This is a genomic window from Paucibacter sp. B2R-40, assembly GCF_025717555.1.
Taxonomy (GTDB): domain Bacteria; phylum Pseudomonadota; class Gammaproteobacteria; order Burkholderiales; family Burkholderiaceae_C; genus Paucibacter_A.
This window is the reverse complement of the sequence record NZ_JAJIRP010000003.1, coordinates 498,304-524,642: the sequence shown is the minus strand read 5'-3', so window position 1 is coordinate 524,642 and position 26,339 is coordinate 498,304. Positions and strand designations below refer to the sequence as shown.

Sequence of the window (26,339 nt, the reverse complement as noted above, 5' to 3'; positions counted from 1 at the left end):
CCGCCAATGGCTGCCACCTTCAGCCTGACGCTGAGGGTGGCCCATATTTTCTTGAAACTATTGATGTGCCGAGCAGGCAAAGAAGAGCAATCACCATGAGCAAATCAACGCAGCGACAAATGCAATTCGTGTCCCGCCAGGACCCCGATACCGGTGCTCGCGTGACCCGCCTGACGCCCTTGGATGTGACTTGTCATCGGAATTATTTCTACCAAAAATGCTTTACCAATGACGGCAGCAAGCTGATCTTTGGTGCCGAGTTTGGACCTGATATTGGTGATCCCGCGAGGCCGAACTGGAACTACCATCTGCTCGATCTGCAGACGCAGGTCGCCACCCAGCTGACCGACCAGGCGGGTGAAAACACCTTCGGGGGCTTCTTGAGCCCGGATGACCAATACCTGTACTTTGTGCGCGCCGAGCGCCAGCTGATCCGCCTGCATCTGAGTGATCTGAGCGAAGACATCGCCTACACCGTGCCTGCCGGCTGGGTCGGTTATGGCACCTGGGTGTCCAACAGCAGTTGCACCCAGATGGTCGGCATCGAAATCCATGCCGATGACTGGTTTCCCTTGAGCGACTGGAAGAAGTTCCACGAGATGTTCCATAAAAAGCCGCGCTGCCGCTTGATCCGTATCGATCTGGCGTCGGGCGAGCGCGAAGTGATCCTGGAGAAAGACGGCTGGCTCGGCCATCCACAGTACCGCCCCTTTGATGACAACACGGTCGCCTATTGCCATGAAGGCCCGCATGACTTGATCGACGCGCGCATGTGGTTCATCGATGAAGACGGCCGCAATATGCGCTGCGGCAAGACGCATGAGAAGGGCGAAAGCATCACGCATGAGTTCTGGGTGCCGGACGGCTCGCAGATGATGTTTGTGTCCTATTTGGAAGGGCAGACCGAGCGCTGGATCTGCACACTGGACCCGGTCACTTTGGAGTCGCGGCGCATCACTTTGATGCCGCCCTGCTCGCATTTAATGAGTAACTTCGACGGCACGCTGCTGGTCGGTGACGGCAGCGGCTCGCCGGTCGACGTGGCCAATGCCAGCGGCCATGAGATCAAGAACGACCCCTATCTGCATCTCTTCGATCTGAAGGCCGACACCCGCCGCACGATTGCCCGGCATGACAGCAGCTGGCGCGTCTACAAGGGCAACCGCCAGGTCACCCATCCGCACCCCAGCTTCACGCCGGACCAAAAGCAGGTCTTGTTCAGCTCGGACGCCGAGGGTGAGCCGGCGCTGTACCTGGCCGACTTGGGCTGAGGCTCAAGCGCCATGCGAGCCTGGCTCTTGCTGATGACCCTGAGCGCCAGTGCGGCTTTCACCCAAGCCAAGGCCCAGCCCCGGCCGCAGCTCAGTGAGGCCGAGGCCAGCCACCATCAGCGCGCCGACTACCTCGGCGATTGGCAGCCGCAGCCCTTGCTGGACGCGGCCCGCAGGCCGGCCGATTTCATCGTCGCGGCTGACGGCAGCGGCACACACGGAACGCTGCAGGCGGCGATCGATGCCGTGCCCTTGGCCGGCGCCGGGCAGCGGCGTTACTTCATTCGCCTGCGGCCGGGCATTTACCGCGAATCCGTCTGCGTGCAGGACAAGGCGCCCGTCAGCTTGTATGGCGAACCCGCGGATGCGGCCGCCGTGACCCTGGTCAACGGCAACTACAGCGCCAAGCCCAAGCGGGCCGGGATAGATGCGGCCAACGCTTGCGTGCCGAATCTGGCCGCCGCTACTTATGGCACTGCGGGCAGCGCCACGCTGAGCTTGTTCAGCGACGCGGTGCATGTGGCGCATCTGACGATCTCCAATGACGCGATGGATGGCGTGCGCGCGGGTGTCGGCTATCCGCCCCAGGTCGGGGAGGGCGGCGGCGCGCAGGCGGTGGCCCTGATGACGCGCGGCGACCGGCAGCAATTGCACAAGGTGCGCTTGCTCGGCCACCAGGACACTTTTTATGCCGCCAGTCCGGCGGATGCGCTCAAGCCTGCGCGGGTCTGGGTGCAGGCCAGCCTGATCGCCGGTGATGTCGACTTTGTGTTCGGCAACGCCCGGCTAGTGATCGAAGACAGCGAGATTCTCAGCCGCGCCGGTCGGCGCAGCCTAGGGGAGGGCGGCATCGTGCTGGCGCCCAGCACAGCGGCCGCTGAAGCGCTGGGCTTTTTGGTTTTGCACAGCCGCTTCGTGGCCGAGCAAGGCTTGGCTGCCGGCTCGGTGGCGCTCGGCCGGGCCTGGGATCAGGGCGTGGCCAAGGGGGCCTGGCTAGCGGGCCAGTCGCCGAATGGCCAAGCGCTGGTGCGCGACAGCCAACTCGGGCCCCATATTGCGCCCTGGGCCCCGTCAACCTCGCGGCGGCCGTTCGCTAGCAGCGGTGAGCAGGCCAATCGCCTGTTGGAGTACCGCAATCAATCACTACCCTGAGTTTTAGTCGGCTTGCACTCGCTCGGTGCAAGCCCTCATGGGGGCGGGCAACCGTTCAGAGATAATTCAATTCAATTGAAACGCTTTACCAAGGCATTTGGAACAAATGGACGATGAGTCAAACGATGCCAAGCAACCGGAATCGGTTGCGGCGGTACTGAAGGTTTTTGCGATCTTGCAGGCCTTGTCAGAGCGCAGCGAGACCGGCATTTCGGATCTGTCGGTGCGCTTGGCCATGCCCAAGGCGACGGTCTATCGCTTCTTGCAGACCATGATGACGCTGGGCTATGTGCATCAACAAGCCGACAGCGAGCGCTATGGCCTGACCATGCGGGCTTTCGAACTGGGCGCCAAGGCCTTGCAGTACCCGGATCTGGTGGATCTGGCCAAGCACCATATGCAGATGCTGGCCGACAAGACCGGCGAGACGGTTCACTTGGGCACTTTGATCGACAGCGAGATCATCTATGTGCACAAGATCGATTCACGCCACACGCTGGGCATGTATTCCAAAGTAGGGCGGCGCGCGCCGCTGCACAACACCGCCATCGGCAAGGTGCTGATGGCCTGGGAGCATCCCGAGCGGCGCGACCGCATCCTGGATGGCGCCGAGTTCAAGCGCTTCCGCGACAAAACCATCGTCGACCGGCAAGCCTTTTTGGTCGAGCTGGAGCGAGTCAAGGCGCAAGGGTATGGCGAGGACAGGGAGGAGTTCGATGAACATATCCGCTGCCTGGGCATCCCGATTTTTGACCGGCTGAACCAGCCGATTGCCGGCATGAGCGTTTCCTTTCCGACCTTTCGCTATGACGAGGAAAAGGCGCCGGAAGTCATTGCGATGCTGACTGCGGCCAGTCGCGATATCTCCAGCAAATTGGGTTGCACCAAGTTCCCGCTGGACCGGTAAGGTCGCTCGATTGCCTGTGATCCTGTCATTGCCGGAGTCCACGCCTGCGGGCCATGGTCTTTCACCCGAATAGCTCTGCTCGGCGCTCTTGCGCGCGGTCGACTGACAGCCCCGGCACCAGTCTGCTGCGGCTGGGCGGCGAGGGCAGTTGGTCGAACACGCCGACGGTGACCTACCAGCCGGTCATGGGCGACCGCTTCACCCAATCGCTGCTGCAGTCGGTGCCGCCGGCGGCCGTGATCCAGCTGATTCAGGGCAGCTGGCCGGTGTAGTTGGTGCCGTTGAGGTGCTTAGTTTCTGCTTGCGGGGTGCAAAGATTCTGCTACCGTCTGCGGCAATCGTTAACGTCGGCATGTAAGGTTCTTGGCAATCGCTGGAGGAGTGAGCGACTGGTCTTGTCTACCGCGAATGATTTCTAAGGATCGGTACCGCCTATTCGACGGTTCAAGCGTTGGACATTTGACCGCGGCCTATTGAGGCCGAATGAGTTGCCGACCTGAATGACCGCAGCACATTCGATACCCGACATCGGTGCAGCCAACACTGGGGCGGGTCAGTGACCGCTGAGTGGCAGGCACCGTGAGTCTGGCCCTTGACCGCCAAAGGCTGCAGCAGCTGCATCGTTGACTTAGAAAGCGTGACTTTGGATGCCCGCAATGGGCACACTGCTGCCGCAGATGACGAGGGAACGATCGACTCCTATGGAGTCGATCGCGCTTATTCGACGAGTCAAACAGTAGCCCTTCGACTCCGGTTGACCGACGATTTCGTGAGCGGCTCCTCTGAATGACTGCAGCACATTCGAGACCGGACATCCGCGCCGCAAACTCTGCTCCGGTCAGTGACGGCTGGGCGGCCCGCACCGTGAGTCCGGCTCTCCACCGCCAATGGCCGCAGTCGCTGCGGTGCAGACGCTTTCCATTTGGTATTTCAACCCTGCATCGCTCACAGCGGGCCGCTAGGTTTTTGTGCTGGGCAACCAGATTTTGCACAAATCAGACTGGTTTCAAGGCGCCGTTGTCGCCTAGTTTCCAACCTCAGAATGCAAATAGCCCTTGAAACCTTCGACGCACAGGGCTGCCTATCTGCCACTGGTTGCCTTTCGGACCTTTGCTGCTTATCCGCTAGCCTGCAGCCAGCATCGCCATCAGTTCCTCGCGGACCGTCGTCAGAAGCTTCTCCACAGCGTCCTCTCCAGCTTGATCAGGAAGGTAGGCAAGAGCAACAAGTGCTGCGGGGTGTATCTGCAACACGGAGGCGAGATCATCAATCTTCGCCAGCGTGGCTTGGCGTTCACCTCGCTCCAACTGGCTGATGTACGTCCGCCCAGAGACCGCGCCGAACTCCTCTTGGGACAGACCGGCTGCATTTCGAGCCTTGCGCAGCGCGCTAGCGAGGTGGTTCTGAGGTGAGTTCTTCATATCAAGGCGTAAAACCTTGATTTCCTCACCTAGAATGCCAAAGCGCTACACGCTATAGCGTTCATTGCGCGAATCTGGAGAAACTATTGATGCCTGTGTGCGAAACGAACCAACTGGGAATCCTCTCCTGATATGAAGGCACCAGGCATCAGAGAACGGATCAAACTGCAGGCGGTGGAGTTGATCAAGGCGCACCCTGAAGGGCTGCATTACTCGGAATTGTTCCGCAGGCTGCGCGATGGGCCGCCGTCGTTCAACACGGGAACAATCAACTCGACAATCTGGAACTTGGACGTGGTCCTGCCTGAGTCGGTCTGGAAGCCATCAAAAGGCCTCTACCGCCACGCTGACTATAAGGAGCCTGAAGCCACCGACGAGCCCATCGTCCGAGCGGGACCAGCTCAACCAAAGGTCCGTCAAGATCAGTTCTATTCGCCGTTCGCAGACTGGCTGAAGAACGAGGCCGAGGAAGCAACCCACGCCATTCCACTTGGCGGTAACATCTTCCGGGATCGTTGGGGAACGCCTGATGTGATCGGCAAGCGAGAGTCAAAGCGCAGCGACGTGATCAAGGTTCCCACTGAAATCGTCGCGGCAGAGATCAAGGCGGACACAATGCAACTCGTAACGGCCTACGGCCAGGCCTGTGCATACCGTCTGTTCAGCCACCGCTCGTATCTAGTCATTCCTCGTCAAGCAAATGCCGACGAAATCGCTCGCTTGGATGCACTCTGCGAGATCTCTGGTGTCGGCCTGGTCACCTTTGATCTTGATGATCCGAAAACTCCCGGCTTTTTGGTCCTGGTTCGTCCGCGACCACATCAGCCCGACTTGTTCTATACGAATCGCTACTTGGCACTGATCGAGCGAGAACTGTTTTCTTAGTCGGCTGAGGGCAACCGCCAGAGCTTAGAAGCCATTTGCATTCAATGGGGTGGCTCGGTGGTTGGCATGCTGCTCCGCTGTAGCAGCATGCAGCGAGTTGGCGCAGCACCTACGTATTTCAGACCTGCTCGTCACGGATCTGGGCCTTGTCGCAAGCGGTGACGGCTTTGGTGCCATCCGCCACGTACAGGCGGCATGCGGCGAAGAACTCTCCGCGCTGATTGTCACAGCAGACGTCGATGCAGCCTCGGCTGCGGAAGCGGCTCGCCTGGGCTTGCCCTTGATGCACAAGCCAGTATCCGCCTCACGCCTTGTAGAGACCTTTGTTCGCGTCCTGCGCGAGGCTGCTGCGCTACAAGGCTCCTGCCCAAGCAACCGCGTCAGGCGAGGCCAGGGCTGGCGTCAAGGTATTGAACGACACGCACCAGACCTTCAGTGTTGCGAATCATCTCGATTGGCTTGGCGTTCAAGCAAAGGTTGTCACTGCCAAGCCACTTGCGGGCGATCGATGCGTCACCGACGACGGAGTCCAGCGCGTGAAAAACGCGCACGAACAGCAAGGCAAATTCCCACTCCTTGTGGTTTTTGTCCAGCAGGTAAGTGCCGCTGTAGAGGCGCGTGATGGTTGGTGGGCTACTACATGAAGGAAGAGTCCAAAGAGCCGGGCATTGCCGAGATCATCATCGCCAAGCAGCGAAATGGTCCCGTCGGTACGGTCAAGCTGTTCTTCCAGCGCATGCACACCAAGTTTGAGAATCTCGCACCCGGCTATGTGGGGGTGAGTGGCGACGAGTATTGATTTTTCTTGCGCCGCGCGCGAGGGTGCACTACGGCATCAGGTGCGCAAAGCCAGTCCGCCAGCCGCTCGCTTGCGGTTGGCCGTGCCGCCCAGCGGCAGGACATACTTGGTGTGCAGCTGCTGAATCGTTTCAGCCAGATCTTCGGCGTCCTCAATTTTTTCGGTATGACGTTTGAGCACCAGGCTGGCCATATCAATGAGCTTGGCGTTGCGAGTGGCTTCACCCTGCTGAATCAACAGTTCCACGCCGACCCGAGCCGATCCGCGCATTGAATGGCGCATCGCGGTTTCGGCGATGCTGAAAATCTTGGCGTGGCTGTTGCGCAGCTCCTCAGCCACACGTTGATTGCCTTCGCTCATGGCAACGAGCACTTCAGTGGCTGCCTTGGCCGTGCAAAAACGCAGACCCAGTTGAGTCACCAACTGATCCATTTCATCCAACTCGATCATCGCGGCCAGGCGCACCCACAGGGCCAACAAAAGACTCGCCGCCTCTAGGTCGAAGTCTTCTTGTTCACTGGCTCGGCGGGTCAAGTTGCGCGCCAATTCAAGCGCGTCGGCGACGCGCTTCTCCATCATGAAACGCAGGCATTGGAACAGCACATCAAAGCGCTGCAAGCGCTTGGAATTCGGGTGGCGTTCAAGCTCGCTGGTCATCGCGTCGCAAGCGTACTTGAGCCCTTTGCTGTCCCGGTTATCAAATCGCATCAAACCAATCAGGGCCAGGCTCAGCATGTCGAACAGCTTGGAGCGCAGACCCTGCGCCATCGTCTGCTCAAGCTGTTTCAGCGCTTCGGGGCGTTGGCCGGCGTAGAAGGCCAGGCAGCCGCAGCGCTGTGCCCGCAGCAGGCAGCCCGGTGTCAGGCGCGCAGCGGTTCGATAGGTGGCCAAGGCGCCTTCGATTTCGCCCAAATCCATTTGCACCCGGCCCATCACATCGTGGGAATCCGCATGGTCGGGTATGTCGCCAATCAAGGTCTCCAGCGTACGGCGTGCCGCAGCCATATTGCCCGAACCCAGCTCGGTGCGGGCCACACCTAAGCGAGCCCATGGCACTGTTTTGGCCTCGATGATGGCGTCATAAAGCTTGCGGGCGTCATCGAAGCGGTTGAGCCGCAGCAGCAGCTCAGCGCCAATGCGGGCGGCGTAGAGCCAAAACTGACCACGCGCCTCGAAGCGTTTCAGGCAATGACCGGCCGCACTTTCAAAGTCCTGTCGCTCGATCGCCTCAAAGATATCCTTCAGGACACGCTTGCGATGGCGTGCATTGGCCAAGCGGTCGGCCAAGGACGCCATGGTGTAGGGCTTGACCAGGTAGGCATCAAGTGCCGCTTCGGCAGCCTCCGCCACCTTGCTGTAAGACGCTTCGCCAGTGACCATCACGAACACGGTCGAATAAGGCAGTAAATGTTCGCGTCGCAGTTCATCCAGAAGGTCCTGCCCCGACATCTCGCTGCCATCAAAATGGTAGTCGCATAGCACGATGTCATAGGCCTTGTGCTCAAGGATCACGCGCGCATCGTTGATGCGCGTGGCTTGGCGCACCTGAGCCACGCCCAAGTCTCTCAGTTGGGAGGCCATCAGGCTGCGCGATGTTGCGTTACTGTCGATGACCAGTGCGCAAGCATTCTGAATATCGCTGTCCATCATCGCCATGCCTGGCTCCCGCGCGCTTGCTGAGTCATCTGTGGATTTGAGCTTGGTTGGGGTGCAGGGCTTCTCACACCGACTTTATCGGCTGGACTGCGGAGAACATGAATCAAGCTGACCTTGGGGCGTGCAAGTTGACACAAAAAAAGCGCCCTTGCCTGTGGGGACAAAGGGCGCTTTGGCTTCATGGCGGTGAAGCTGATTACTTGAAAATATCCTTGACCCGGTCAGTCCAGCTCTTGGTGTTGGGCGAATGGCGCTCACCACCGTCACGGAAGGACTTGTCCAGCTCCTTCATCAGCTTGCGCTGATGCTCGGTCAGCTTGACCGGTGTTTCGACGCTGATATGGCAGTACAAGTCACCCGGGTAGCTCGAGCGCACGCCCTTGATGCCCTTGCCGCGAAGGCGGAAGGTTTTGCCATGTTGCGTACCCTCAGGCAGGTCGATCTCGGCCTTGCCACCCAGGGTCGGTACTTCAATGGTTCCACCCAATGTGGCCGTGGTCAGCGGCGTTGGCATGGTGCAGTGCAGATCATCGCCGTCACGCTCGAAAATCTCGTGCTGTTTCAGACGGATCTCGATATAGAGATCGCCGGCCGGGCCGCCATTGACACCGGGCTCACCATTGCCGGCCGAACGAATCCGCATGCCTTCGTTGATGCCGGCCGGGATCTTGACTTCCAGCGTCTTGCTCTTCTTGACCTTGCCTTGGCCATTGCAGGCCGTGCAAGGGTCGGGAATGATCTTGCCGGTCCCGTGGCAATGCGGGCAGGTTTGCTGCACCGAGAAGAAGCCTTGGCGCATGTGCACGGTGCCGGCGCCATTGCAGGAGCCGCAGGTCTTGGCGCTGGTGCCGGGTTTGGCGCCACTGCCGCTGCAGGTCTCGCAGCTTTCCCAACTCGGGATGCGAATCTGGGACTCCTTGCCGCGCGCCGCCTCTTCCAGCGTGATTTCCATCGCGTAGGACAGATCACTGCCGCGGTAGACTTGTTGGCCACCGCCGCCACCGCGCCGGCCAGCACCACCGGCGCCGCCATTGAATATGTCGCCGAAGATGTCGCCAAAGGCCTCGGCAAAGCCACCAAAGCCTTCGCCGCCGGCTCCGCCTCGGCCACCCATATTCGGGTCCACCCCCGCGTGGCCATGCTGGTCATAGGCAGCGCGCTTTTGCGGGTTGGAGAGCATCTCGTAGGCTTCTTTGCCTTCCTTGAATTGCTCTTCGGCCTTTTTCGCACCCTCGCCCTGATTGCGGTCAGGGTGGTACTTCATGGCCAGCTTGCGGTAGGCCTTCTTGATTTCGTCCTCGGTCGCATTTTTTGCGACACCGAGGGCTTCGTAATAGTCACGCTTTGCCATGAGCCAGATCCGTGCATTTCAAACAACAGCGCCGCGACGAGCTTTTGGGATTTGAACCCGGGGCTGCGACGCGGCGGCGGTGACGGCCAAATTCTTTGCCGGAGCAAAAGACTTGGCTCGCCAGGAACATCACTTCGAGTCTTTGACTTCCTTGAACTCGGCGTCGACGACATTGTCATCGGCCGGTTTGGCAGAAGCCTGAGCTTGTGGCTGCTCGGGAGCACCTTCGGTCGCACCACCGGCTGCCGCTGCTTGCGCTGCTTGCGATTCGGCATAAACCTTCTCGCCCAGCTTCTGGCTGGCAGTCATCAGCGCTTCGGTCTTGGCTTCGATATCGGCCTTGTCCTCGCCCTTGATGGCTTCCTCGGCATCCTTGAGTGCCGTTTCGATCTTCTCTTTCTCGGCCGCGTCGAGCTTGTCGCCATGCTCGGTCAGCGACTTCTTGACCGAGTGCACCATGCCGTCAGCCTGGTTGCGGGCCTGTACCAGCTCGACCTTCTTCTTGTCCTCACCGGCATTGGCCTCAGCGTCCTTGACCATCTTCTCGATCTCGGCTTCGGTCAAACCAGAGTTGGCCTTGATGGTGATCTTGTTTTCCTTACCGGTGCCCTTGTCCTTGGCGCCGACATGCAAGATACCGTTGGCGTCGATGTCGAATGAGACCTCGATCTGCGGCGTGCCGCGTGGTGCCGGCGGAATGCCTTCCAGATTGAATTCACCCAGGCTCTTATTGCCCGAGGCCAGCTCGCGCTCGCCCTGATACACCTTGATCGTCACGGCCGGCTGGTTGTCGTCAGCGGTCGAGAAGGTCTGTGCGAACTTGGTCGGGATAGTGGTGTTCTTGGTGATCATCTTGGTCATCACGCCACCCAGGGTTTCAATACCCAGGCTCAGCGGTGTGACGTCCAAGAGCAGCACGTCCTTGCGCTCGCCGCCCAAAACCTGGCCTTGAATCGCGGCGCCGACGGCCACGGCCTCGTCCGGGTTCACGTCACGACGGGGCTCCTTGCCGAAGAACTCCTTGACCTTGTCCTGCACCTTGGGCATGCGGGTCATGCCGCCGACCAAGATCACGTCGTCAATGGCGGACACGGCGATGCCGGCGTCCTTCATGGCGATGCGGCAAGGGGCGATCGTGCGCTCGATCAGCTCGTCCACCAAGGACTCCAGCTTGGCGCGGGTCAGCTTGACGTTCAAGTGCTTGGGGCCGGTCGCGTCAGCGGTGATGTAAGGCAGATTGACGTCGGTCTGGGCGGAGTTGGACAACTCGATCTTGGCCTTCTCGGCCGATTCCTTCAGGCGCTGCAGGGCCAGCACGTCCTTGGTCAGATCAACGCCCTGGTCCTTCTTGAACTCGCCAACGATGTAGTCAATGATGCGCTGGTCGAAGTCTTCGCCGCCCAGGAAGGTGTCGCCATTGGTCGACAGCACTTCGAATTGCATTTCTCCGTCGACGTCGGCGATCTCGATGATGGAGACGTCAAACGTGCCGCCGCCCAAGTCATAGACGGCGATCTTGCGGTCGCCCTTGCCATGCTTGTCCAGACCAAAGGCCAGTGCCGCAGCGGTTGGCTCGTTGATGATGCGCTTGACGTCCAGACCGGCAATACGGCCGGCGTCTTTGGTTGCCTGACGCTGTGCGTCATTGAAGTAAGCCGGCACCGTGATGACAGCTTCGGTGACTTCTTCACCGAGGTAGTCCTCGGCGGTCTTCTTCATCTTGCGCAAGATCTCGGCCGACACTTGCGGAGGTGCCAGCTTCTTGCCGCGCACTTCAACCCAGGCGTCGCCGTTATCGGCCGCAGCAATCGTGTAAGGCATCAGGTCGATGTCTTTTTGCACTTCTTTTTCGGTGAACTTGCGGCCGATCAGGCGCTTCACCGCGTACAGGGTGTTCTTGGGGTTGGTGACAGCCTGGCGCTTGGCCGAAGCGCCGACCAGGATTTCGCCATCTTCTTGGTAGGCAATGATGGACGGTGTCGTGCGAGCGCCTTCAGCGTTCTCGATCACGCGCGTCGTGTTGCCTTCCATGACGGCCACGCACGAATTCGTGGTGCCCAAGTCAATACCGATGATCTTTCCCATTGTCTTTTCTCCTGAAGATTTGTTGATGGCCGAAGCTTTTTTGCTTTGCAGGCCGCCTGAAACTGATGCTTATAAGCTGTGGATAACTTGCCGGCTTTCAAGCCCCGCAAGTCATATTTATTTAGGTGCAGTGACCGTCACCAGGGCCGGGCGCAGCGTGCGATCGGCGATGGAATAGCCTTTTTGCAGCACCATCACCACGGTGTTGGGTTCTTGCTCGGCCGGCACGACCGAGATCGCCTGGTGCTGATGGGGGTCGAACTTGGTGCCGGCGGCCGGGTTCAGCTCGATCACCTTGTTGCGCTCCAAGGCGGCTGCCAGCTGGCGCTTGGTGGCGTGCACGCCTTCCAGCACCGTTTCAACTTTGGCGTCGGGCAGGGCGATCGCAGCTTCCATGCTGTCCATCACCGGCAGCATCGATTCGGCAAAGGACTCGACTGCGAACTTGCGCGCCTTGCTCACGTCTTCATCGGCGCGGCGGCGGATGTTTTCCACCTCGGCCTTGGCGCGCAGATAAGCGTCCGACATTTCGGCCAAACGCGCTTCCAGTTCAGCCACTTTGCTGTCATCGGCGCTGTTGACAGCGGCAATCAGTTCGTCCGGGCTGAGGGGCTCTTGGGGGGGGGTATTGGATGTCGTCATGATGCGGAAATAAGCAATGGTGTTTATATGGACGCCATTCCAGTAATTTCAAGAGGGCTATTTGGGACTGTTGATGCGGAAATTCGCGCGTCAGTCCCGGTCTGAAGTTGCAGACCAGCGATCCCAGTCCGCTAGCTTGCGGCGATCCTGCTTGGTGGGCCGCCCTTGCGTGATGCTTTGGGCGGGCTCAGGGGCTAAGCGCCGTGCTTCGCTGAGCTTCTCGCGCAGGGCGACGCTGTCCGGCGTTTCCTCGTACAGCGCCTGCGCCTGCGGCGCCGGGCCGCGCACATGGCTGAGGCCGCAGACCCGTACTTCGCGCTCCACCACGCCTTGGCGGAATTTCAGCAGATCGCCGAGTTTGAGTTCACGCGAGGCCTTGGCCACTTGCTCATTGACCTGAACCCGGCCGCGGCCAATCTCCTCCGCCGCCAGGGAGCGGGTTTTAAAGAAACGCGCCGCCCACAGCCATTTGTCCAATCGCACGGGGGAGATGGTTTTGTCTGGGCTGCCGGCTTGCTTCAACATGACAATCAGGTGGCGGCACCCGCCGCCAGTGCCATTTGCCGCTGCGCTTGAAGCGCAGACACATCTGTTTTGAGTTGTGTTGGCCAGCCTTGCAGATGCCGCTCAGCCAGCGCTGTCAGCGCCCGCATACCGGCCGGGCTGTCGTTCAGGCAGGGGATGTAGCTGAATTGCTGGCCACCCGCCGCAACGAAGGCATCGCGCGCTTCCATGCTGATTTCTTCCAGGGTTTCCAGGCAGTCGGCGCTGAAGCCGGGGCAGATCACGGCGATTCGTTTGACACCTTCGGCGGCAAGCTTCTTCAGTGTCGGCTCGGTGTAGGGCTCTAGCCATTTGGCTCGGCCGAAGCGGCTCTGGAACGTTACAACGTATTCGGTCTTGCTCAAGCCCAGCGCTTCGGCCAGCAGGCGGCCTGTCTTCAGGCATTCGCAATGGTAGGGGTCGCCCAATGCCAAGGTGCGCGCCGGCATACCGTGAAAGCTGATGATGAGCCGCTCGGGTCGGCCGTTAGCGGCCCAGTGCGCGCGCACGCTCTCGGCCAGCGCAGCAATGTAGAGCGGCTCGTCGTGGTAGCGATTGACGAAGCGCAACTCAGGCAGGTGACGAGTCTGCAGCGCCCAGTTGGCCACATCATCCACCACGCTCGCGGTGGTGGCGCCCGAGTACTGCGGGTAGGCCGGCAGCACCAGAATGCGGGTCGCCCCCTCGGCTCGCAGTTGGTTGAGTGTGTCGGCAATCGACGGCGAGCCGTAGCGCATCGCATAACGCACCGTGACGGCGTGGCCGCGCTCACCCAGATAACCTTGCAGCAGCTTGGACTGCTTTTCCGTCCAGACCTTCAGTGGTGAGCCTTGCGAGGTCCAGACACTGGCGTATTTGGCGGCCGACTTGGCCGGGCGCACGCGCAGGATGATGCCGTGCAGGATGGCCAGCCAGATCAGCCGGGGGATTTCAACCACGCGCGGATCGCTCAGAAACTGCGCCAGATAGCGGCGCAAGGCTGCAGGCGTGGGTGCGTCGGGCGTGCCTAGATTGCAATAGAGCAGGGCGGTCTTCGGCGAACTGCCGTGGCTGTAAGCGGCTTCGGGGCGCGTCGTCATTCGGTCTAGTGCTCTCTTTCGATGGGTTTGGTGATGCGGGGTCAAGCTCGACTGCGCGTATGGCCAAAGCTATGCGGCTCGGTATCGGCGAAATGCAAGACTTCGAATTTGACAATCGGTGAACTGGCATCGACCGGTGGGCTGCCCAAGCCAATCACGCCGCTGCCGTGCAGCGTGCAACTGCCGCGCTTCAAGCTGACCACATCACCGCTGCTGCCAAAGCGCACAAAGCTGCCGTTGTAGCTGAGGTCGGTGATCGAAAAACTGCCCGCATGCCAGTCGATGCGGGCGTGCGAGCGCGACACGCGGGCGTCGGTGATGCAATAGGTTGCCTGCACGCTACGACCCAAGATGATGGGCATATTGTCGACATCAAAAACACGGTCCAGATCCAGCCAAACGAGCCGAATGCCGTCGGGTTCGACCGCATGCTGAATCTCGCCAAATTGAGTCGCGGCCACGTCGCCATGAGTCGCTTGATCAAGCACATGCACATGTACCGGTTCGGCCCGGCCGCGAATGGCGATCAAATCCAGGCTGCGAAAACGCAGCTTTTTGGCCGAGGGCAGGCCGTGCAAGACTTCGGTCGTGATCAGGGTTTCGTTGTCGCCGGCGTGATTCAGCAGGCGGGCCGCGACGTTGACCGCGTCGCCGAAGCAGTCACCATTCATTTCGACGACCTCACCGCGCGCCAAGGCGACCTGCATGCGCAAGGCGCGCAGGCTGGGCGAAGCGCCATGGCTTTTGCCCCGGGCCACCACACGCTCCAACATTTCGTGCATACGTATGGCCGCCTGCACGCCGTCATTGGGAGTTTCAAAGACAGCCATCAACCCATCACCCAAGGTCTTCACCAAGCGGCCCTTGCATTCGTCGACGGCCTGTGCGATCAGGCCCACCGTTTGCGTCACTAGGGCGGTCGCCTCGGCATTGCCCAAGGTCTCGAAAAGCCCCGTGCTGCCACGCAGATCGGCAAACAAAACAGTGCGTTCCCGGATTTGGGTCATGGTCAATGAATGAAAAGAGCTTCAGCTGTGAAATTGTTGGCAGTGTAGCCGCGCCGGATTGCACCGTCGCTATGGGCGGTTAAACGAAAAAAGGGGCTGGATTGCGCCAGCCCCTTTTTGCCTCAGTCAGGTCCTGATCAGAGGTTGTCCAAATACGTGCGTAACTTGTGCCTGCGGCGCAAATTGCGATGCGCCCTTGGCGCACAAGCGAGTGACAAGCACTCGCTTGCCTATTTGGCCAATCAGAGATTGTCCAAATAGGTCCGCAATTTGTCACTCCGGCTTGGGTGCTTGAGCTTGCGGATCGCCTTGGCTTCGATCTGACGAATGCGCTCGCGCGTCACGTCGAACTGCTTGCCGACTTCTTCCAGCGTGTGGTCGGTGGACATCTCGATGCCGAAACGCATCCGCAAAACCTTGGCTTCGCGCGGCGTCAGGCTGTCGAGGATGTCTTTCACCACATCGCGCAGGCCCGCTTGCATCGCGGCTTCGATAGGCGCGGTGTTGTTGGTGTCCTCGATGAAGTCGCCCAGATGCGAATCATCGTCGTCGCCGATCGGCGTTTCCATCGAGATCGGCTCCTTGGCGATCTTCATGATCTTGCGGATCTTGTCCTCGGGAATCTCCATCTTCTCGGCCAGCGTTGGGGCATCTGGCTCGAAGCCGAATTCCTGCAAATGCTGACGCGAGATGCGGTTCATCTTGTTGATCGTTTCGATCATATGCACAGGGATGCGGATGGTGCGGGCCTGGTCAGCGATCGAGCGGGTGATGGCCTGACGAATCCACCAGGTCGCATAGGTCGAGAACTTGTAGCCGCGCCGGTATTCGAACTTGTCGACCGCCTTCATCAAGCCGATATTGCCTTCCTGGATCAAGTCGAGGAACTGCAGACCGCGGTTGGTGTACTTCTTCGCAATCGAGATCACCAGGCGCAAGTTCGCCTCGATCATTTCCTTTTTGGCATCACGCGAGGCCTTTTCGCCCTCGTTCATCTTCTTGTTGATGTCCTTCAGGTCCTCGATCGGCACCACCGCCTTGGACTGGATGTCCATCAGCTTTTGCTGCAGTTCCTGCACCGGCGGCAGATTGCGCGCCAGCACATTGGCAAACGGCTTGCCGGAAGCGATTTCCTTCTCGGCCCATTGCTTGTTCAAGGCATTGGGCGGGAAGCTCTTGATGAAGTACTCCTGCGGCATGCCGCATTTGTCGACCACGATTTTGCGCAGTTCGCGCTCATAGCGGCGCACATCATCAACTTGCGAGCGCAGCAGATCGCAGAGCTTCTCGATCGTCTTGACGGTGAAGCGGATCGTCATCAGCTCTTGGCTGATGGCTTGTTGTGCCTTGTTGTAGGAAGCTGACTTGTAGCCGTCCTTCTCGAAGGACTTGCGCATTTTGTCGAAGTTGGTCGACAGCGAGTCGAACTTGACGAGCGCGGCGTTCTTCAACTCTTCGAGCTTCTTGGTCAGCGCCTTGGAGCCGCCGTTGCCGTCGTCGTCGTCTTCTTCGTCGAATTCGTCGAAGTCTTCTTCTGCCACATAGTCGTCGGCCTCATCGGCGGCAACAAAACCGTCCACCACTTCGGAGATGGTCTTCTCGCCGGCGCGGATCTTCACGCCCAGGTCGATGATGTGGGCGATCGTGGTGGGCGAAGCGGAGATGGCCAGCATCATCGCCTGCAAGCCACCTTCGATGCGCTTGGCGATTTCAATTTCGCCTTCACGGGTCAGCAACTCGACCGTGCCCATTTCGCGCATATACATGCGCACCGGGTCGGTCGTGCGGCCGAACTCGGAGTCCACCGTCGACAGCGCGGCTTCGGCTGCTTCTTCGGCTTCTTCTTCGGTCGCGGTCGCGGTGGTGCTGCCCTGGATCAGCAAGGTAGCCGCGTCAGGGGCCTGCTCGTAGACCGCGATGCCCATGTCGTTCAACATGGAGATGATCGCCTCGAGGATTTCCTCGTTGACCAGTTTTTCTGGCAAGTGGTCGTTGATTTCCTGATGCGTTAGGAAACCACGCGTCTTGCCCATCTTGATCAGCGTCTTCAGCTCATGGCGGCGCTTGGCGGCTTCTTCTTCGGTAAGCGCCGTTTCTTCCAGGCCGAACTCACGCATCAGCGCGCGTTCCTTGGCCCGCGAGACCTTCATGCGCAGTGGCTTGGCCTTGGGCTTGTCGGCCTCGACCTCGGCGACTTCCGCGACATCACCTTCTGCTTCGGGTTCGCCTTCCAGGTCAGCTTCCAAGTCGGTGAAGTCTTCTTCATCAGCCTCGGCGGCCTTTTTGGCCGGAGCGGCCTTCTTGGCCTCGGTGGCTGCCTTGGGCTTGCGACCGCGCTTGGGCTTGTCGTCTGCAGCGGCTGCAGCCTCCTCTGGCGCGGCGGCCTTGGCAGCTTTGGCGACTCTCACGACTTTGCCGGCGGGCTTTTTGAGCTCTTCAGCAGCGGCGACGGTGGGCTCGGTCTTCTTGGCAGTCATGCAGATCCTCGGGTGGATATTGGCGGGCGGGCCGGGGAGTAGGTCATTCAGTAAAAAAATCTGAAAATATTTTTAGCTAGCAATGCAGCAGCCACCTGGGGGCGTTTACTGCGCTTTTCAAGGCGAAGCTCGTCTCAGGTGGCATTCATACGCTTCAAATCGAATTGTTTTCGCAATCCTTTTCTCAGCGCGGCGCGTGCAAGCTAGCGTGGACGTTTGAGTTTGCAAACTTGTGCGGATACAGGTGACCTTGATACCTCGATGGGTGCCCAGTTTCGCTGGGTGGCCGGGTCCGGCAAGCTTTGCCGTCACTCTTGACGCGCGCGGAAAACCCTTAATTATCGCTCAAAACGGTACGGAGCACAAATCCCTACGAATTTTGCGCGCTGTTTGGAAGCTTCAGAGTCCTAATTTGAGCGAGTAGGCGTTTGTAACGCTCGAAGGCCTCGCCTTGCGGATTGCTGGCGGCGATACGAGTGGTTTCGGCTTCCAGCTGCACGATCCAAAGCTTCTTGAGCAGGTTTTGCAAGCCCTCAAACTCCGATTCGTCCTCGCTGTGCAGGCCGCCCAGCAGCCGCTTCGCACGTTCGAGCAGGCCGTCCTCGGCCAGCGCCGCTTCCAGCACCGACCAAGCACAGTGACCGTGATTCAGCAGATGGCGATCCAGCCAGTTGATCAATTCACCGTGAATGCCAGGCAACTGATGCAGCAATTGGTGATCGTCCGGGCTGAGTCGCTCCCACCAAGCACTGTTGAGAAGCAGCATGCGCAGCGCATGGTCGGCCGGTACATTCGGCGCGCTGCGCGGCGTGCCGATGGTTTCATCGTCCGGCTCACCTTTGCGTTTCCAATTGCCGCTGGGCTTCCAATCTTTCTTCCATTCCTTCTTCTTGGCAGGCCTGGCTTCGCCGCCGTGGGTGCTTGGAGCTTCTTCGGGCGGGTGTTCGCGACCGTCGGCATGTGGCTGTTCTTGCGGCGCCGGCCCGCCCACCTGCCACAAGCCCATCAGTTCCTGATCCGGCAATTGCGCGCGGCGCGCCAAGTCGCCCAGCAACTGGCGCTTCAGCAAGCCCTGCGGCAGGGTTTGCCAGAGCGGCCGGGCAGTCGCCAACATGCGTGCCCGGCCTTCCGCGCTGCTGAGGTCGCAGCCCTCGCCGGCGACCTCCATCAACTGCCTGGAGAGTGGAATGGCTTCAGCAATGCAGCGCTCGAAGGCGTCGGCGCCCAAGTCCCGGACATAGGAGTCGGGGTCATGCTCGGTCGGCAAAAACAAGAACTTGACCGAGCGGACGTCGGTGGCATGAGGCAGCGCGGCCTCGAGCGCGCGGCCCGCCGCGCGGCGTCCAGCCGCATCACCGTCGAAGCTGAAGATCACCGATTCGGTGAAGCGGAACAGCTTCAGCACATGTTCGGCCGTACAAGCTGTGCCCAGCGTCGCCACCGCATTGTTGAAGCCATGCTGGGCCAGTGCCACCACGTCCATATAGCCTTCAACCACCAAGGCGTAGCCACGCTGACGCAGGCCCTGACGGGCTTCATACAGACCATACAGCTCGCGGCCCTTGCTGAACACCGGCGTCTCCGGCGAGTTCAGGTATTTGGGCTCGCCTTTGTCCAACACGCGACCGCCGAAGCCAATCGTTTCACCCTGCACATTGCGGATCGGGAACATGATGCGGTCGCGAAACCGGTCGTATCTTTTTTGCTCTTCACCTTCTTCGCCTTGCGTGATGACCATGCCCGATTCGGTCAGCAAGGGGTCGTCATAGGAGGGGAAGGCGCTGGCCAGGCTGCGCCAGCCTTCCGGCGCGTAGCCGAGTGCGAACTGGGCGGCGATCTGACCGGTCAGGCCGCGCTTCTTCAGGTAGTCAATTGCGCGCGATGTTTTCTTCAACTGCGCGCGGTAATGGTCGCTGGCGCGCAGCAAGACTTCGGTCAACGTGGCTTGGCGTTGCTTTTGCTGGGCAGCGCGCTCGCGCTCTTCGCTGGAGCGCTCATCCTCGGGTACTTGCATGCCGGTCTGCTGCGCCAGGTCCTGCACCGCTTCGACAAAGCCCAGGCCGCTGTGCTCCATCAAGAAACCGACTGCATTGCCATGCACGCCGCAGCCGAAGCAATGGTAGGTCTGGCGCGTCGGACTGACGATGAAGCTGGGCGACTTTTCGCCGTGGAAGGGACACAGGCCCTTGTGGTTGATGCCGGCTTTTTTGAGCTCGACATGGCGACCCACCACCTCGACGATGTCGACGCGTGAGAGCAGGTCCTGAATAAAGCCGGGTGGAATCACCGCGCGAGTCTAAGGCAAGGCCGGTGCAGCGCCGCTCATTTGAGTCAGCCACTTGGAGTTGGCGAACTCGCCCACCCAGCCTTGCACCTCGGCGGCCGGCATGGCCGGCGCAATGCCATTGCCTTGACCTTGCTCGCAACCCAGCCGCAACAGCGCGCGCGCATGTGCGGCCGACTCCACGCCCTCTGCGATCACGCTGCAGCCAAAGTTGCCGGCCAAACGGATCACGCCTTCGACCAAGGTGCTGTCTTGCGCGTCGATCAGCATATTTTGCACAAAGGAGCGATCAATCTTAAGCACGTCCACCGGCAGGCGCTTCAGGTAGGTGAGGGTCGAATAGCCGGTGCCGAAGTCATCCAGGGCGAACCTGACACCGAAGGCGCGACATTGCTGGATCAGGGAGTGGGTGGTGGCGATGTCGGCCAAGGCGGCCGACTCCAGCACTTCCAAACACAGATGCGCCGCCACCGGTTCTTGATGGCGTTTGATCAGCTCTTGCAAGCGTTGCGTGAAGTCAGGCATTTGCAATTGCCTGGCCGTCACGTTCACGCTGATGTTCAGGCGCAGGCCTGCCTTCAACCACCGCGAGCTTTGTCGCAAAGCCTGCTCGAGCACCCAGTCGCCGACCTGTACACCCAAACCGGTCGACTCGATCAAGGGCAAGAAGTGCAAGGGCGCGAGCAGACCCCGGTCCGGGTGTTGCCAGCGCAGCAGTGCCTCCATGCCCAGCACGAGGCCGCTGTTCATATCAATCTTGGGTTGGTAGAACAGGCGCAATTCACCCGCGTCCAAGGCCTGCTGCACGCGGGCCAAGGCGATCAAGCTGGCTTCGTCGCGCAGGCGCTTGGCGGTGTCAAACAATTGGTAGCCGTGGCGCCCCGAATGTTTGACCCGGTAGAGCGCATGGCCGGCGTGGCGCAGCAGGGTTTCCGCGTCGGAGTTGTCCTGCGGGAATAGCGTTGCGCCGATGCTGGCGCTGATGTTGATCGTCATCGTCTCGCCCGTTGGCGCGGCGTCCTTGCGCGTCAGATAGGGCTCGGCCAAGACCTTCAGCAGGCGCTCCATCGCGAGCTGCGCTTCCTCCGGGCTGTTGCTGCGCAGCAAGAGGCCGAATTCGTCGCCTCCAAGCCGGGCAAGGCAATCCGACCATTGGGGCGAACTGCGCAGGGCTGCTTGCAGGCGCTGTCCAACCAGTTGCAGCAAAGCATCGGCGACAGCGCTGCCATATTGGCTGTTGACGAGCTTGAACTGATCCAGGTCGACCCGGCATATGCTCAGACGAAATCCTTCGCGGCCGGCCATCTCCAAGCCTTGGCGAAGCATTTGCATGAATGCGTCCGCATTGGCCAAGCCCGTCAAGGGATCGACACGCGCCCGCGTTTGTAGCAAGTCTTGTTGGCTCAGGGTTTCCGTCAGATCCGAGACGCTGACCACTTGGTAGCGCAATGGCCCGTCGGGCTCGGGAATGCTGGAGACGGTGACTTGCAAATGGCATCGCGACCCGTCTGCCCGTTCGGTCTGTACTTGACCCTGCCAGAATCCTTGGCTTTGCAGCGCGTATTGCACCTGGGCAGGCGTCAGCCCCGAGCGATGCAGGCTAAGTGATTGCAGCGGCGCGGCAGGTCGGCCAATCAAGGCTTCGCGACTCAGCCCCAACATGCGGCAATAGCTGGGGTTGGCGTCTAGCACGAGGTGTTCGGTGTCGGTGACCAGCAAACCTTCATGCAGATGCTGAAACAGGCTCACGCTCATACGCTGGCGTTCTTGTGCTGTATGGCGCCAGCTGACATCGGTCAAGGTCATCAGCAAGCGCGTTGCCAAACCTTTTGCATCGCGTTGCTGAACATGAGCTCTCAGTTCGAACCAACTCCAATCGGCTGCGTGGCCAGCCAGTCGCAGGGGCTCGCAGCAAGCTGCTTGCACTGACTCCCCTGTTTGGCGCCTATTCAGCAGCGCGTCAAGGGCTGCGCTGACTCGATCCTTGTCGAGAGGATGTGCGGCGGCCAAGCAGTCTTGTGGGCGCCCAGAGCGCTCGGTGAAGGCGCCGATACGGTTATGCCAGTCCGTGGAGGCGTAGGTCTGGCGGCTTCCGGTCGGGCCCAACTGCCATTCGGCCAAACTCATGCCGGCCGATTCGAGCGCGCCCCGCCAGCGTTGGCGCTCACTATGTAATTCGCTGCGCAGGCTGTGGATCAGCAGCGGCAAAGCCGCTGCGCTGCCCGAAAAGCCCCAAAGCAGCGCCAGACTCTGTTGCAAGGGCAACTGCCTGAAAGGACCGCAAGCCTGAGCTGCCGCTGCGGCTGCGGACAGTGTGATCAAAAACGCAGCACCTGCTGTCGCAGCCAAAGATCCAAGCAGCGCCAGGCCTGACAGCAGCAATAGAGGCAGCAGCAGCCATGGGCTCAGGCCCGTGACCGCCGTCTGTGCGTTGACAAAAATGAGCGCGGCACTGCCGCCGCAAGCCAGCATCAAAGCGACCGAGCCGGCCCAATGGGCACTACCGCGGCGCCAAGCGGACCCGCCCGCCTGGGCCAACTGGCATTGCTGTCTACTTTGCAACTGGCCTTGCCAATGCACCAGTGCGGGCGCAAGGGTCAATGCGCCCAAGGCTTGACCGCCGAATCCGCTGCTCAAAGCGTCCCGCCACATGCCGACCTGCAATTGATCTTGCAGTAGCAAAGCGCTCACGCCGGCCAAGGCGCTCATCAAGGCCCCGCCCAATACCCCGACCACCAAGAGCAGCGGCAAGTCGGTGCGGCGCCGAGGCGCCGCGCCATAGCCCAGGCGACGCATCAGGAGCAAAGCCATGGCTGGACCCAGCAGGCCGCTCAAGGCCAGCAAGACGGCCAAGCTCAAAGATGCGCCTTGCAGCAAGCCCAAGGCCAACAAGCCTAAGAGCAGCGGAGCAGTCATGCCCCAGCCCCAGCAGGTCAAGGCGGCCAGCGCAATGCCGGCAGGGGGCCAAAACAGAGCAGTATGAGGCAGTAGGCCAAGCGACAACTGCCCCAAAGCGCCGCCAGCCAAGCAAGCGAGCAGTGTCGCCAGCAGGCGTAGGCTTTCCAACTGCCGCTTGGCTAGGCGGGGCTGGTCGATCGACCCTGAGTCCAATTTGAAAGTTAATTCATCCACACTTTATTTGGGACGTCAAAGTTTTAGCTGCGGCGGGGAGTGAATCGCTGAATGAATAGGGCAATACCGAGCAAAACAAACCAGACAAGCACAGGATCGATCAGCGTCAAACATGCCCATAGTTTGAACGCGGCGCGATGCTAGCAGTTAACGCAGCTAGACAGGTGAACAACACCCCCCTTGAATCGGGCGGGTGGTCCAGCAAAATAGCTGACGACCGGGTTCTTTTTGGGCAAGAAAAAAGCCACCCCTTGCAGGTGGCTTTTCTAACTACAGCTTCGGCCAATAAAACCGAGGCGCAGTGTTTCCTTAGACGTGGAATTCGGCCAAAGTGGCGCCCGCGCCTAATGCGGCCTTCAGCCATTTAGGTTGCAAGCCACGGCCACTCCAAGTTTCCCCGGTGGCTTGGTTGCGATACTTGGCTGCAACCTTGGATGTTTTGGCTGCTTTGGGTGCGCGGGTATTCAGATCCGCTACCGTCAAACCGTAATCATCCATCAAGGATTTAACCTTGGCGATCGCGTCAGCCCGCTCGCGATCTTTGGTTGACGAAATTTGTTCATCAAGTGCAGCCCGTTGGGCCAGAAGTTCTTTTAGCGATGCCATCAGTGCAAATCCTCGCGAAGTTTTAGAGTTCAGCCAAAGCGAACAGAGCAATTATAGGCGCAGCAAGAATAAAAAATCCAATAAGTAATTACTCTTGCCCGCGCCAGCCCAAAGGCGCACGAAATTTACACGCTCGGCCCTCGCCATTTAGATATTGCAGAGCTTTGCAATCACTTATAGCCGACCCGGTCCAACATTTGCTGAACCTTGGGTAAATGGCTGCCCATCACCGCCACGGGTATGGTTTCGGTCTTGAATTTCCCCATAGCTTCAAGGGCCGGGTTGCTGATGCGCAGTCCGGGCACGGCTGGCCATTCATTGTTGCCATTGGCAAAGTAGGCCTGCGCTTCGTCGCCGCTCAAATACTCGAGAAACTTGACGGCACTTTCGCGATTTTTGGCATGTTTGGCGATTGCGCCACCGGCAATATTGATGTGCGTACCCCAGCTTTGCTGGTTCGGAAAAACCACGCCAATCTTTTCCATCGCCGCGCGGTCCTCCGGCTTCTCGGAGCGCATGATGCGGGCCAAATAGTAACTATTGGTAATTGCTACGCCGCACTCACCACTGGCAACCGCCTTGATTTGGTCGGTGTCGCCACCTTTGGGAGGGCGCGCCATATTGGCCACCATACCTTTGAGCCAGTTCTCGGTTTCGACCGCACCCAAATGTTCGTAAACCGCGCCAAATAATGACAGGTTGTAGGGGTGCGAGCCCGAGCGTGTGCACAGCTTGCCTTTGATCTTTGAGTTGGCGAGATCTTGGTAGTTCAAAACGTCTTCTTTATTGACGTTTTGTTTGTTGTAAACGATCACGCGGGCGCGCGTCGACAAGCCAAACCAAGCCGTGCCTTTGTCGCTCGGTTTCGCGCGCAATTGGGCGGGTATGCGCTCTTCCAAGCGGCTGGATTTGAAGGGCTGGAATAAGCCGTCTTCCTCTGCCTGCCAAAGGCGTGCCGCATCGACCAACAAAATGACGTCGGCCGGGCTGGCCGAACCTTCGCTCTTTAACCTGGCCAACAGCCCCGCATCATCGGTATCAACTCGGTTGATACGAATGCCGGTGGCTTTGGTGAAATTGGCGTAGAGCGCCTCATCGGTTTGATAATGGCGCGCCGAATACAGATTCAATACCTGTTCCTGCGCATTGGCGGAAACGATGCTGCCGGCGAGCAGGCCGGCGGCCCACAGGGTTTTTTTGAGGACAGAGAACGGCATGACGGCTCCAAATCGGTTGAAGATTGATGTGGAGTGCATCTTAACAAGAATGATTCTTGTTTGCTTTGGCCTTGCAGATTTCGAGTGGCATCTGCGCCGAAAGAGAATTCTTGGTGAGCACATCACCTGCGCTGCGCGCAGATGAGGGCTCACCGCAGTTTTTTGCCCGAGCTTCGCTCAGGCCGTTGGCGGGACGTAACCCGCCACCGCTTCGGCGCCTTCGCCGAAGAAAAACTGCTCCATTTGCCTTGCCAGGTATTGGCGGGCGCGTTGGTCGGCGAGGTTCAGACGGTTTTCATTCACCAGCATGGTCTGGTGCTTCATCCAGGCTGCCCAGCCTTCTTTGCAGACATTCTGGTAAATGCGCTTGCCCAAGTCCCCAGGGTAGGGCGCGAAGTCCATGCCTTCGCCCTCTTTTTTCATGTAAATGCATTGCACGGTGCGGGCCATATTTACCTCTTTGAATGAAATTAAAAATCAGCTGAGTTTCTTGACCAAGACTTGCGAGCGTCGGTCCCAGTTGTATTTGCGCTTGCGCTCTTCGGGCAGCCACTCGGGGTCAACCGGCTGGAAGCCGCGCTTGATGAACCAATGCATGGTGCGCGTGGTCAGCACAAAGATGCTGGCCAGTCCCTGTGATTTGGCTTGCTGCTCGACGCGTTTCAAGATGCGGTCGCCGTCGCCCTGGCCTTGCACGGCCGGCGAGACGGTCAAAGCTGCCATTTCACCGGTACGGGCCTCGACATAGGGGTAGAGGGCCGCGCAGCCGAAGATCACACCGTCGTGCTCGATGACGGTGTAGAGGTCAATATCGCGCTCGATTTCGGTTCGATCGCGCTTGACCAGGGTGCCGTCCCGCTCCAGCGGTTCGATCAGCGCGATGATGCCGCCGATATCGTCGGAGCCGGCCTCGCGCAGGCTCTCCAGCTTCTCGTCCACGACCATGGTGCCGATGCCGTCATGGGTGTAAACCTCCTGCAGCAGCGCGCCGTCCACCGCGAAGGGGATGATGTGTGAGCGCTCCACGCCGGCCTGGCAGGCCCGCACGCAATGGCGCAAATAAAACGCCACATCGGTCGGCTCGGTCGCGGCGGGCAGGTTGGCCAGCATGCGCACGGCATCGGCCAGGGTCAGCTCGGTGTCGACCGGGCTGCTGACATCGCCGGGCTGCTCGTGCACGCCGTCAACCTCGCAAACGAACAGCAGCTTGTCCGCCTGCAGGGCGATCGCGGCGCTGGTCGCCACGTCTTCCATATTCAAATTAAAGGCTTCGCCGGTCGGCGAGAAGCCAAATGGCGACAGCAAGACAACCGCGCCGCTATCGATGGCGCGTTGAATCGCCGCCCCGTCCACTTTGCGGACTACGCCGCTGTGTTGGAAATCGACCCCGTCGACGATGCCGACCGGGCGTGCGGTCAAAAAGTTGCCCGACACCACCCGAACCGTGGCATTCGCCATCGGCGTATTGGGCAGGCCCTGCGAGAACGCAGCTTCGATCTCGAAGCGCAGTTGGCCGGCCGCTTCTTGAGCGCAGTCAAGCGCTAAGGCATCGGTGACACGCATGCCGTGGCTGTATTGAGGAGACTGTCCCTTGGCGGCCAATTGTTCATTGACTTGCGGTCTGAACCCATGGACCAGCACGATCTTGATGCCCATCGCATGCAAGATCGATAAGTCCTGCACAAAGGCATTCAGTTTGCCCGCGGCAACCAGCTCACCCGGCATGCCGACGACAAAGGTTTCACCTCGGTAAGCGTGGATGTAGGGTGCGACGGAGCGAAACCAGGGGACGAAGGTATGGGGAAAGACAAGGCTCATGGGCGCA

Annotated in this window: 21 protein-coding genes and 1 pseudogene; 6 read left to right on the top strand and 16 right to left on the bottom strand. The window is 59.9% G+C overall.

Going from position 1 to position 26,339, the window contains the following annotated elements; translation table 11 throughout:
• The first annotated feature begins 95 nt into the window (after window positions 1–95).
• The 4 genes from LNV09_RS08890 (at window position 96) to LNV09_RS08875 (ending at window position 3,602) form a co-directional block, all read left to right on the top strand.
• Complete coding sequence (locus LNV09_RS08890; RefSeq protein WP_263556721.1) at window positions 96–1,271, top strand: oligogalacturonate lyase family protein; 1,176 nt, start codon at window positions 96–98, stop codon at window positions 1,269–1,271.
• Between the two features lie 12 nt (window positions 1,272–1,283).
• The gene (locus LNV09_RS08885) at window positions 1,284–2,423 is read left to right on the top strand and encodes a pectinesterase family protein (protein WP_263556720.1); all 1,140 of its coding nucleotides are present in this window, start codon (window positions 1,284–1,286) and stop codon (window positions 2,421–2,423) included.
• A 106-nt stretch (window positions 2,424–2,529) separates the two neighbouring features.
• Window positions 2,530–3,330 (top strand): DNA-binding transcriptional regulator KdgR, encoded by an 801-nt coding sequence (kdgR, locus tag LNV09_RS08880; protein WP_263556719.1) that lies wholly within the window; start codon window positions 2,530–2,532, stop codon window positions 3,328–3,330.
• Between the two features lie 53 nt (window positions 3,331–3,383).
• On the top strand, window positions 3,384–3,602 hold the full coding sequence (locus tag LNV09_RS08875) for a hypothetical protein (protein ID WP_263556718.1): 219 nt from the start codon (window positions 3,384–3,386) through the stop codon (window positions 3,600–3,602).
• Window positions 3,603–4,454: 852 nt separating this feature from the next.
• Here LNV09_RS08875 and LNV09_RS08870 read toward each other — a convergent pair.
• Complete coding sequence (locus LNV09_RS08870; RefSeq protein WP_263556717.1) at window positions 4,455–4,751, bottom strand: helix-turn-helix domain-containing protein; 297 nt, start codon at window positions 4,749–4,751, stop codon at window positions 4,455–4,457.
• A gap of 132 nt (window positions 4,752–4,883) precedes the next feature.
• Between LNV09_RS08870 and LNV09_RS08865 the strand changes: the two genes are divergently transcribed.
• Window positions 4,884–5,636 (top strand): hypothetical protein, encoded by a 753-nt coding sequence (locus tag LNV09_RS08865; RefSeq protein WP_263556716.1) that lies wholly within the window; start codon window positions 4,884–4,886, stop codon window positions 5,634–5,636.
• A gap of 380 nt (window positions 5,637–6,016) precedes the next feature.
• On the opposite strand, the gene LNV09_RS08860 is transcribed toward LNV09_RS08865, so the two are convergent.
• Window positions 6,017–6,187, bottom strand: a complete 171-nt coding sequence (locus LNV09_RS08860; RefSeq protein WP_263556795.1) for an MbcA/ParS/Xre antitoxin family protein — start codon at window positions 6,185–6,187, stop codon at window positions 6,017–6,019.
• Window positions 6,188–6,273: 86 nt separating this feature from the next.
• Between LNV09_RS08860 and LNV09_RS08855 the strand changes: the two are divergent.
• A pseudogene (locus tag LNV09_RS08855) lies at window positions 6,274–6,435 on the top strand (DnaB-like helicase C-terminal domain-containing protein); the annotation flags it as partial.
• 36 nt (window positions 6,436–6,471) lie between these two features.
• On the opposite strand, the gene LNV09_RS08850 reads toward LNV09_RS08855, so the two are convergent.
• The 14 genes from LNV09_RS08850 to argA form a co-directional block, all read right to left on the bottom strand.
• Window positions 6,472–8,091 carry a response regulator gene (locus LNV09_RS08850; protein WP_263556715.1) on the bottom strand — a complete coding sequence of 540 codons (1,620 nt, stop codon included), beginning with the start codon at window positions 8,089–8,091 and terminating at the stop codon, window positions 6,472–6,474.
• Window positions 8,092–8,287: 196 nt separating this feature from the next.
• Window positions 8,288–9,442, bottom strand: coding sequence for a molecular chaperone DnaJ (gene dnaJ / locus LNV09_RS08845; protein ID WP_263556714.1), 1,155 nt, complete (start codon window positions 9,440–9,442; stop codon window positions 8,288–8,290).
• A 129-nt stretch (window positions 9,443–9,571) separates the two neighbouring features.
• Window positions 9,572–11,554 (bottom strand): molecular chaperone DnaK, encoded by a 1,983-nt coding sequence (dnaK, locus tag LNV09_RS08840; protein WP_263556794.1) that lies wholly within the window; start codon window positions 11,552–11,554, stop codon window positions 9,572–9,574.
• A 90-nt stretch (window positions 11,555–11,644) separates the two neighbouring features.
• Entirely contained in the window at window positions 11,645–12,169 is a 525-nt protein-coding gene (gene grpE, locus LNV09_RS08835; protein ID WP_263556713.1) for a nucleotide exchange factor GrpE, read from the bottom strand.
• Window positions 12,170–12,259: 90 nt separating this feature from the next.
• On the bottom strand, window positions 12,260–12,694 hold the full coding sequence (locus LNV09_RS08830) for an Hsp15 family ribosome-associated heat shock protein (protein ID WP_263556712.1): 435 nt from the start codon (window positions 12,692–12,694) through the stop codon (window positions 12,260–12,262).
• A gap of 5 nt (window positions 12,695–12,699) precedes the next feature.
• Window positions 12,700–13,791, bottom strand: coding sequence for a ferrochelatase (gene hemH, locus LNV09_RS08825; protein ID WP_263556711.1), 1,092 nt, complete (start codon window positions 13,789–13,791; stop codon window positions 12,700–12,702).
• A 41-nt stretch (window positions 13,792–13,832) separates the two neighbouring features.
• Window positions 13,833–14,798, bottom strand: coding sequence for an adenylate/guanylate cyclase domain-containing protein (locus LNV09_RS08820; protein WP_263556710.1), 966 nt, complete (start codon window positions 14,796–14,798; stop codon window positions 13,833–13,835).
• A 242-nt stretch (window positions 14,799–15,040) separates the two neighbouring features.
• Window positions 15,041–17,275, bottom strand: coding sequence for an RNA polymerase sigma factor RpoD (gene rpoD, locus LNV09_RS08815; protein WP_263556709.1), 2,235 nt, complete (start codon window positions 17,273–17,275; stop codon window positions 15,041–15,043).
• Between the two features lie 370 nt (window positions 17,276–17,645).
• On the bottom strand, window positions 17,646–19,562 hold the full coding sequence (dnaG, locus tag LNV09_RS08810; RefSeq protein WP_263556708.1) for a DNA primase: 1,917 nt from the start codon (window positions 19,560–19,562) through the stop codon (window positions 17,646–17,648).
• Window positions 19,563–19,571: 9 nt separating this feature from the next.
• Window positions 19,572–22,691, bottom strand: a complete 3,120-nt coding sequence (locus tag LNV09_RS08805) for a bifunctional diguanylate cyclase/phosphodiesterase (protein WP_263556707.1) — start codon at window positions 22,689–22,691, stop codon at window positions 19,572–19,574.
• 309 nt (window positions 22,692–23,000) lie between these two features.
• Complete coding sequence (locus LNV09_RS08800; protein WP_318023279.1) at window positions 23,001–23,348, bottom strand: H-NS histone family protein; 348 nt, start codon at window positions 23,346–23,348, stop codon at window positions 23,001–23,003.
• A gap of 119 nt (window positions 23,349–23,467) precedes the next feature.
• Window positions 23,468–24,514, bottom strand: coding sequence for an extracellular solute-binding protein (locus tag LNV09_RS08795; RefSeq protein ID WP_411969245.1), 1,047 nt, complete (start codon window positions 24,512–24,514; stop codon window positions 23,468–23,470).
• A 177-nt stretch (window positions 24,515–24,691) separates the two neighbouring features.
• Entirely contained in the window at window positions 24,692–24,964 is a 273-nt protein-coding gene (locus LNV09_RS08790; protein WP_263556705.1) for an oxidative damage protection protein, read from the bottom strand.
• 27 nt (window positions 24,965–24,991) lie between these two features.
• Window positions 24,992–26,332: an amino-acid N-acetyltransferase gene (gene argA, locus LNV09_RS08785; protein WP_263556704.1), complete on the bottom strand. Its 1,341-nt coding sequence runs from the start codon at window positions 26,330–26,332 to the stop codon at window positions 24,992–24,994.
• Window positions 26,333–26,339: the final 7 nt, after the last annotated feature.

Coding starts and splice junctions, on each gene's coding strand:
- LNV09_RS08890 (WP_263556721.1), top strand. CDS start 96: ATGAGCAAATCAACGCAGCGACAAATGCAATTCGTGTCCCGCCAGGAC.
- LNV09_RS08885 (WP_263556720.1), top strand. CDS start 1,284: ATGCGAGCCTGGCTCTTGCTGATGACCCTGAGCGCCAGTGCGGCTTTC.
- kdgR (WP_263556719.1), top strand. CDS start 2,530: ATGGACGATGAGTCAAACGATGCCAAGCAACCGGAATCGGTTGCGGCG.
- LNV09_RS08875 (WP_263556718.1), top strand. CDS start 3,384: ATGGTCTTTCACCCGAATAGCTCTGCTCGGCGCTCTTGCGCGCGGTCG.
- LNV09_RS08870 (WP_263556717.1), bottom strand. CDS start 4,751: ATGAAGAACTCACCTCAGAACCACCTCGCTAGCGCGCTGCGCAAGGCT.
- LNV09_RS08865 (WP_263556716.1), top strand. CDS start 4,884: ATGAAGGCACCAGGCATCAGAGAACGGATCAAACTGCAGGCGGTGGAG.
- LNV09_RS08850 (WP_263556715.1), bottom strand. CDS start 8,091: ATGGCGATGATGGACAGCGATATTCAGAATGCTTGCGCACTGGTCATC.
- dnaJ (WP_263556714.1), bottom strand. CDS start 9,442: ATGGCAAAGCGTGACTATTACGAAGCCCTCGGTGTCGCAAAAAATGCG.
- grpE (WP_263556713.1), bottom strand. CDS start 12,169: ATGACGACATCCAATACCCCCCCCCAAGAGCCCCTCAGCCCGGACGAA.
- LNV09_RS08830 (WP_263556712.1), bottom strand. CDS start 12,694: ATGTTGAAGCAAGCCGGCAGCCCAGACAAAACCATCTCCCCCGTGCGA.
- hemH (WP_263556711.1), bottom strand. CDS start 13,791: ATGACGACGCGCCCCGAAGCCGCTTACAGCCACGGCAGTTCGCCGAAG.
- LNV09_RS08820 (WP_263556710.1), bottom strand. CDS start 14,798: ATGACCCAAATCCGGGAACGCACTGTTTTGTTTGCCGATCTGCGTGGC.
- rpoD (WP_263556709.1), bottom strand. CDS start 17,275: ATGACTGCCAAGAAGACCGAGCCCACCGTCGCCGCTGCTGAAGAGCTC.
- LNV09_RS08795 (WP_411969245.1), bottom strand. CDS start 24,514: ATGCCGTTCTCTGTCCTCAAAAAAACCCTGTGGGCCGCCGGCCTGCTC.
- LNV09_RS08790 (WP_263556705.1), bottom strand. CDS start 24,964: ATGGCCCGCACCGTGCAATGCATTTACATGAAAAAAGAGGGCGAAGGC.
- argA (WP_263556704.1), bottom strand. CDS start 26,332: ATGAGCCTTGTCTTTCCCCATACCTTCGTCCCCTGGTTTCGCTCCGTC.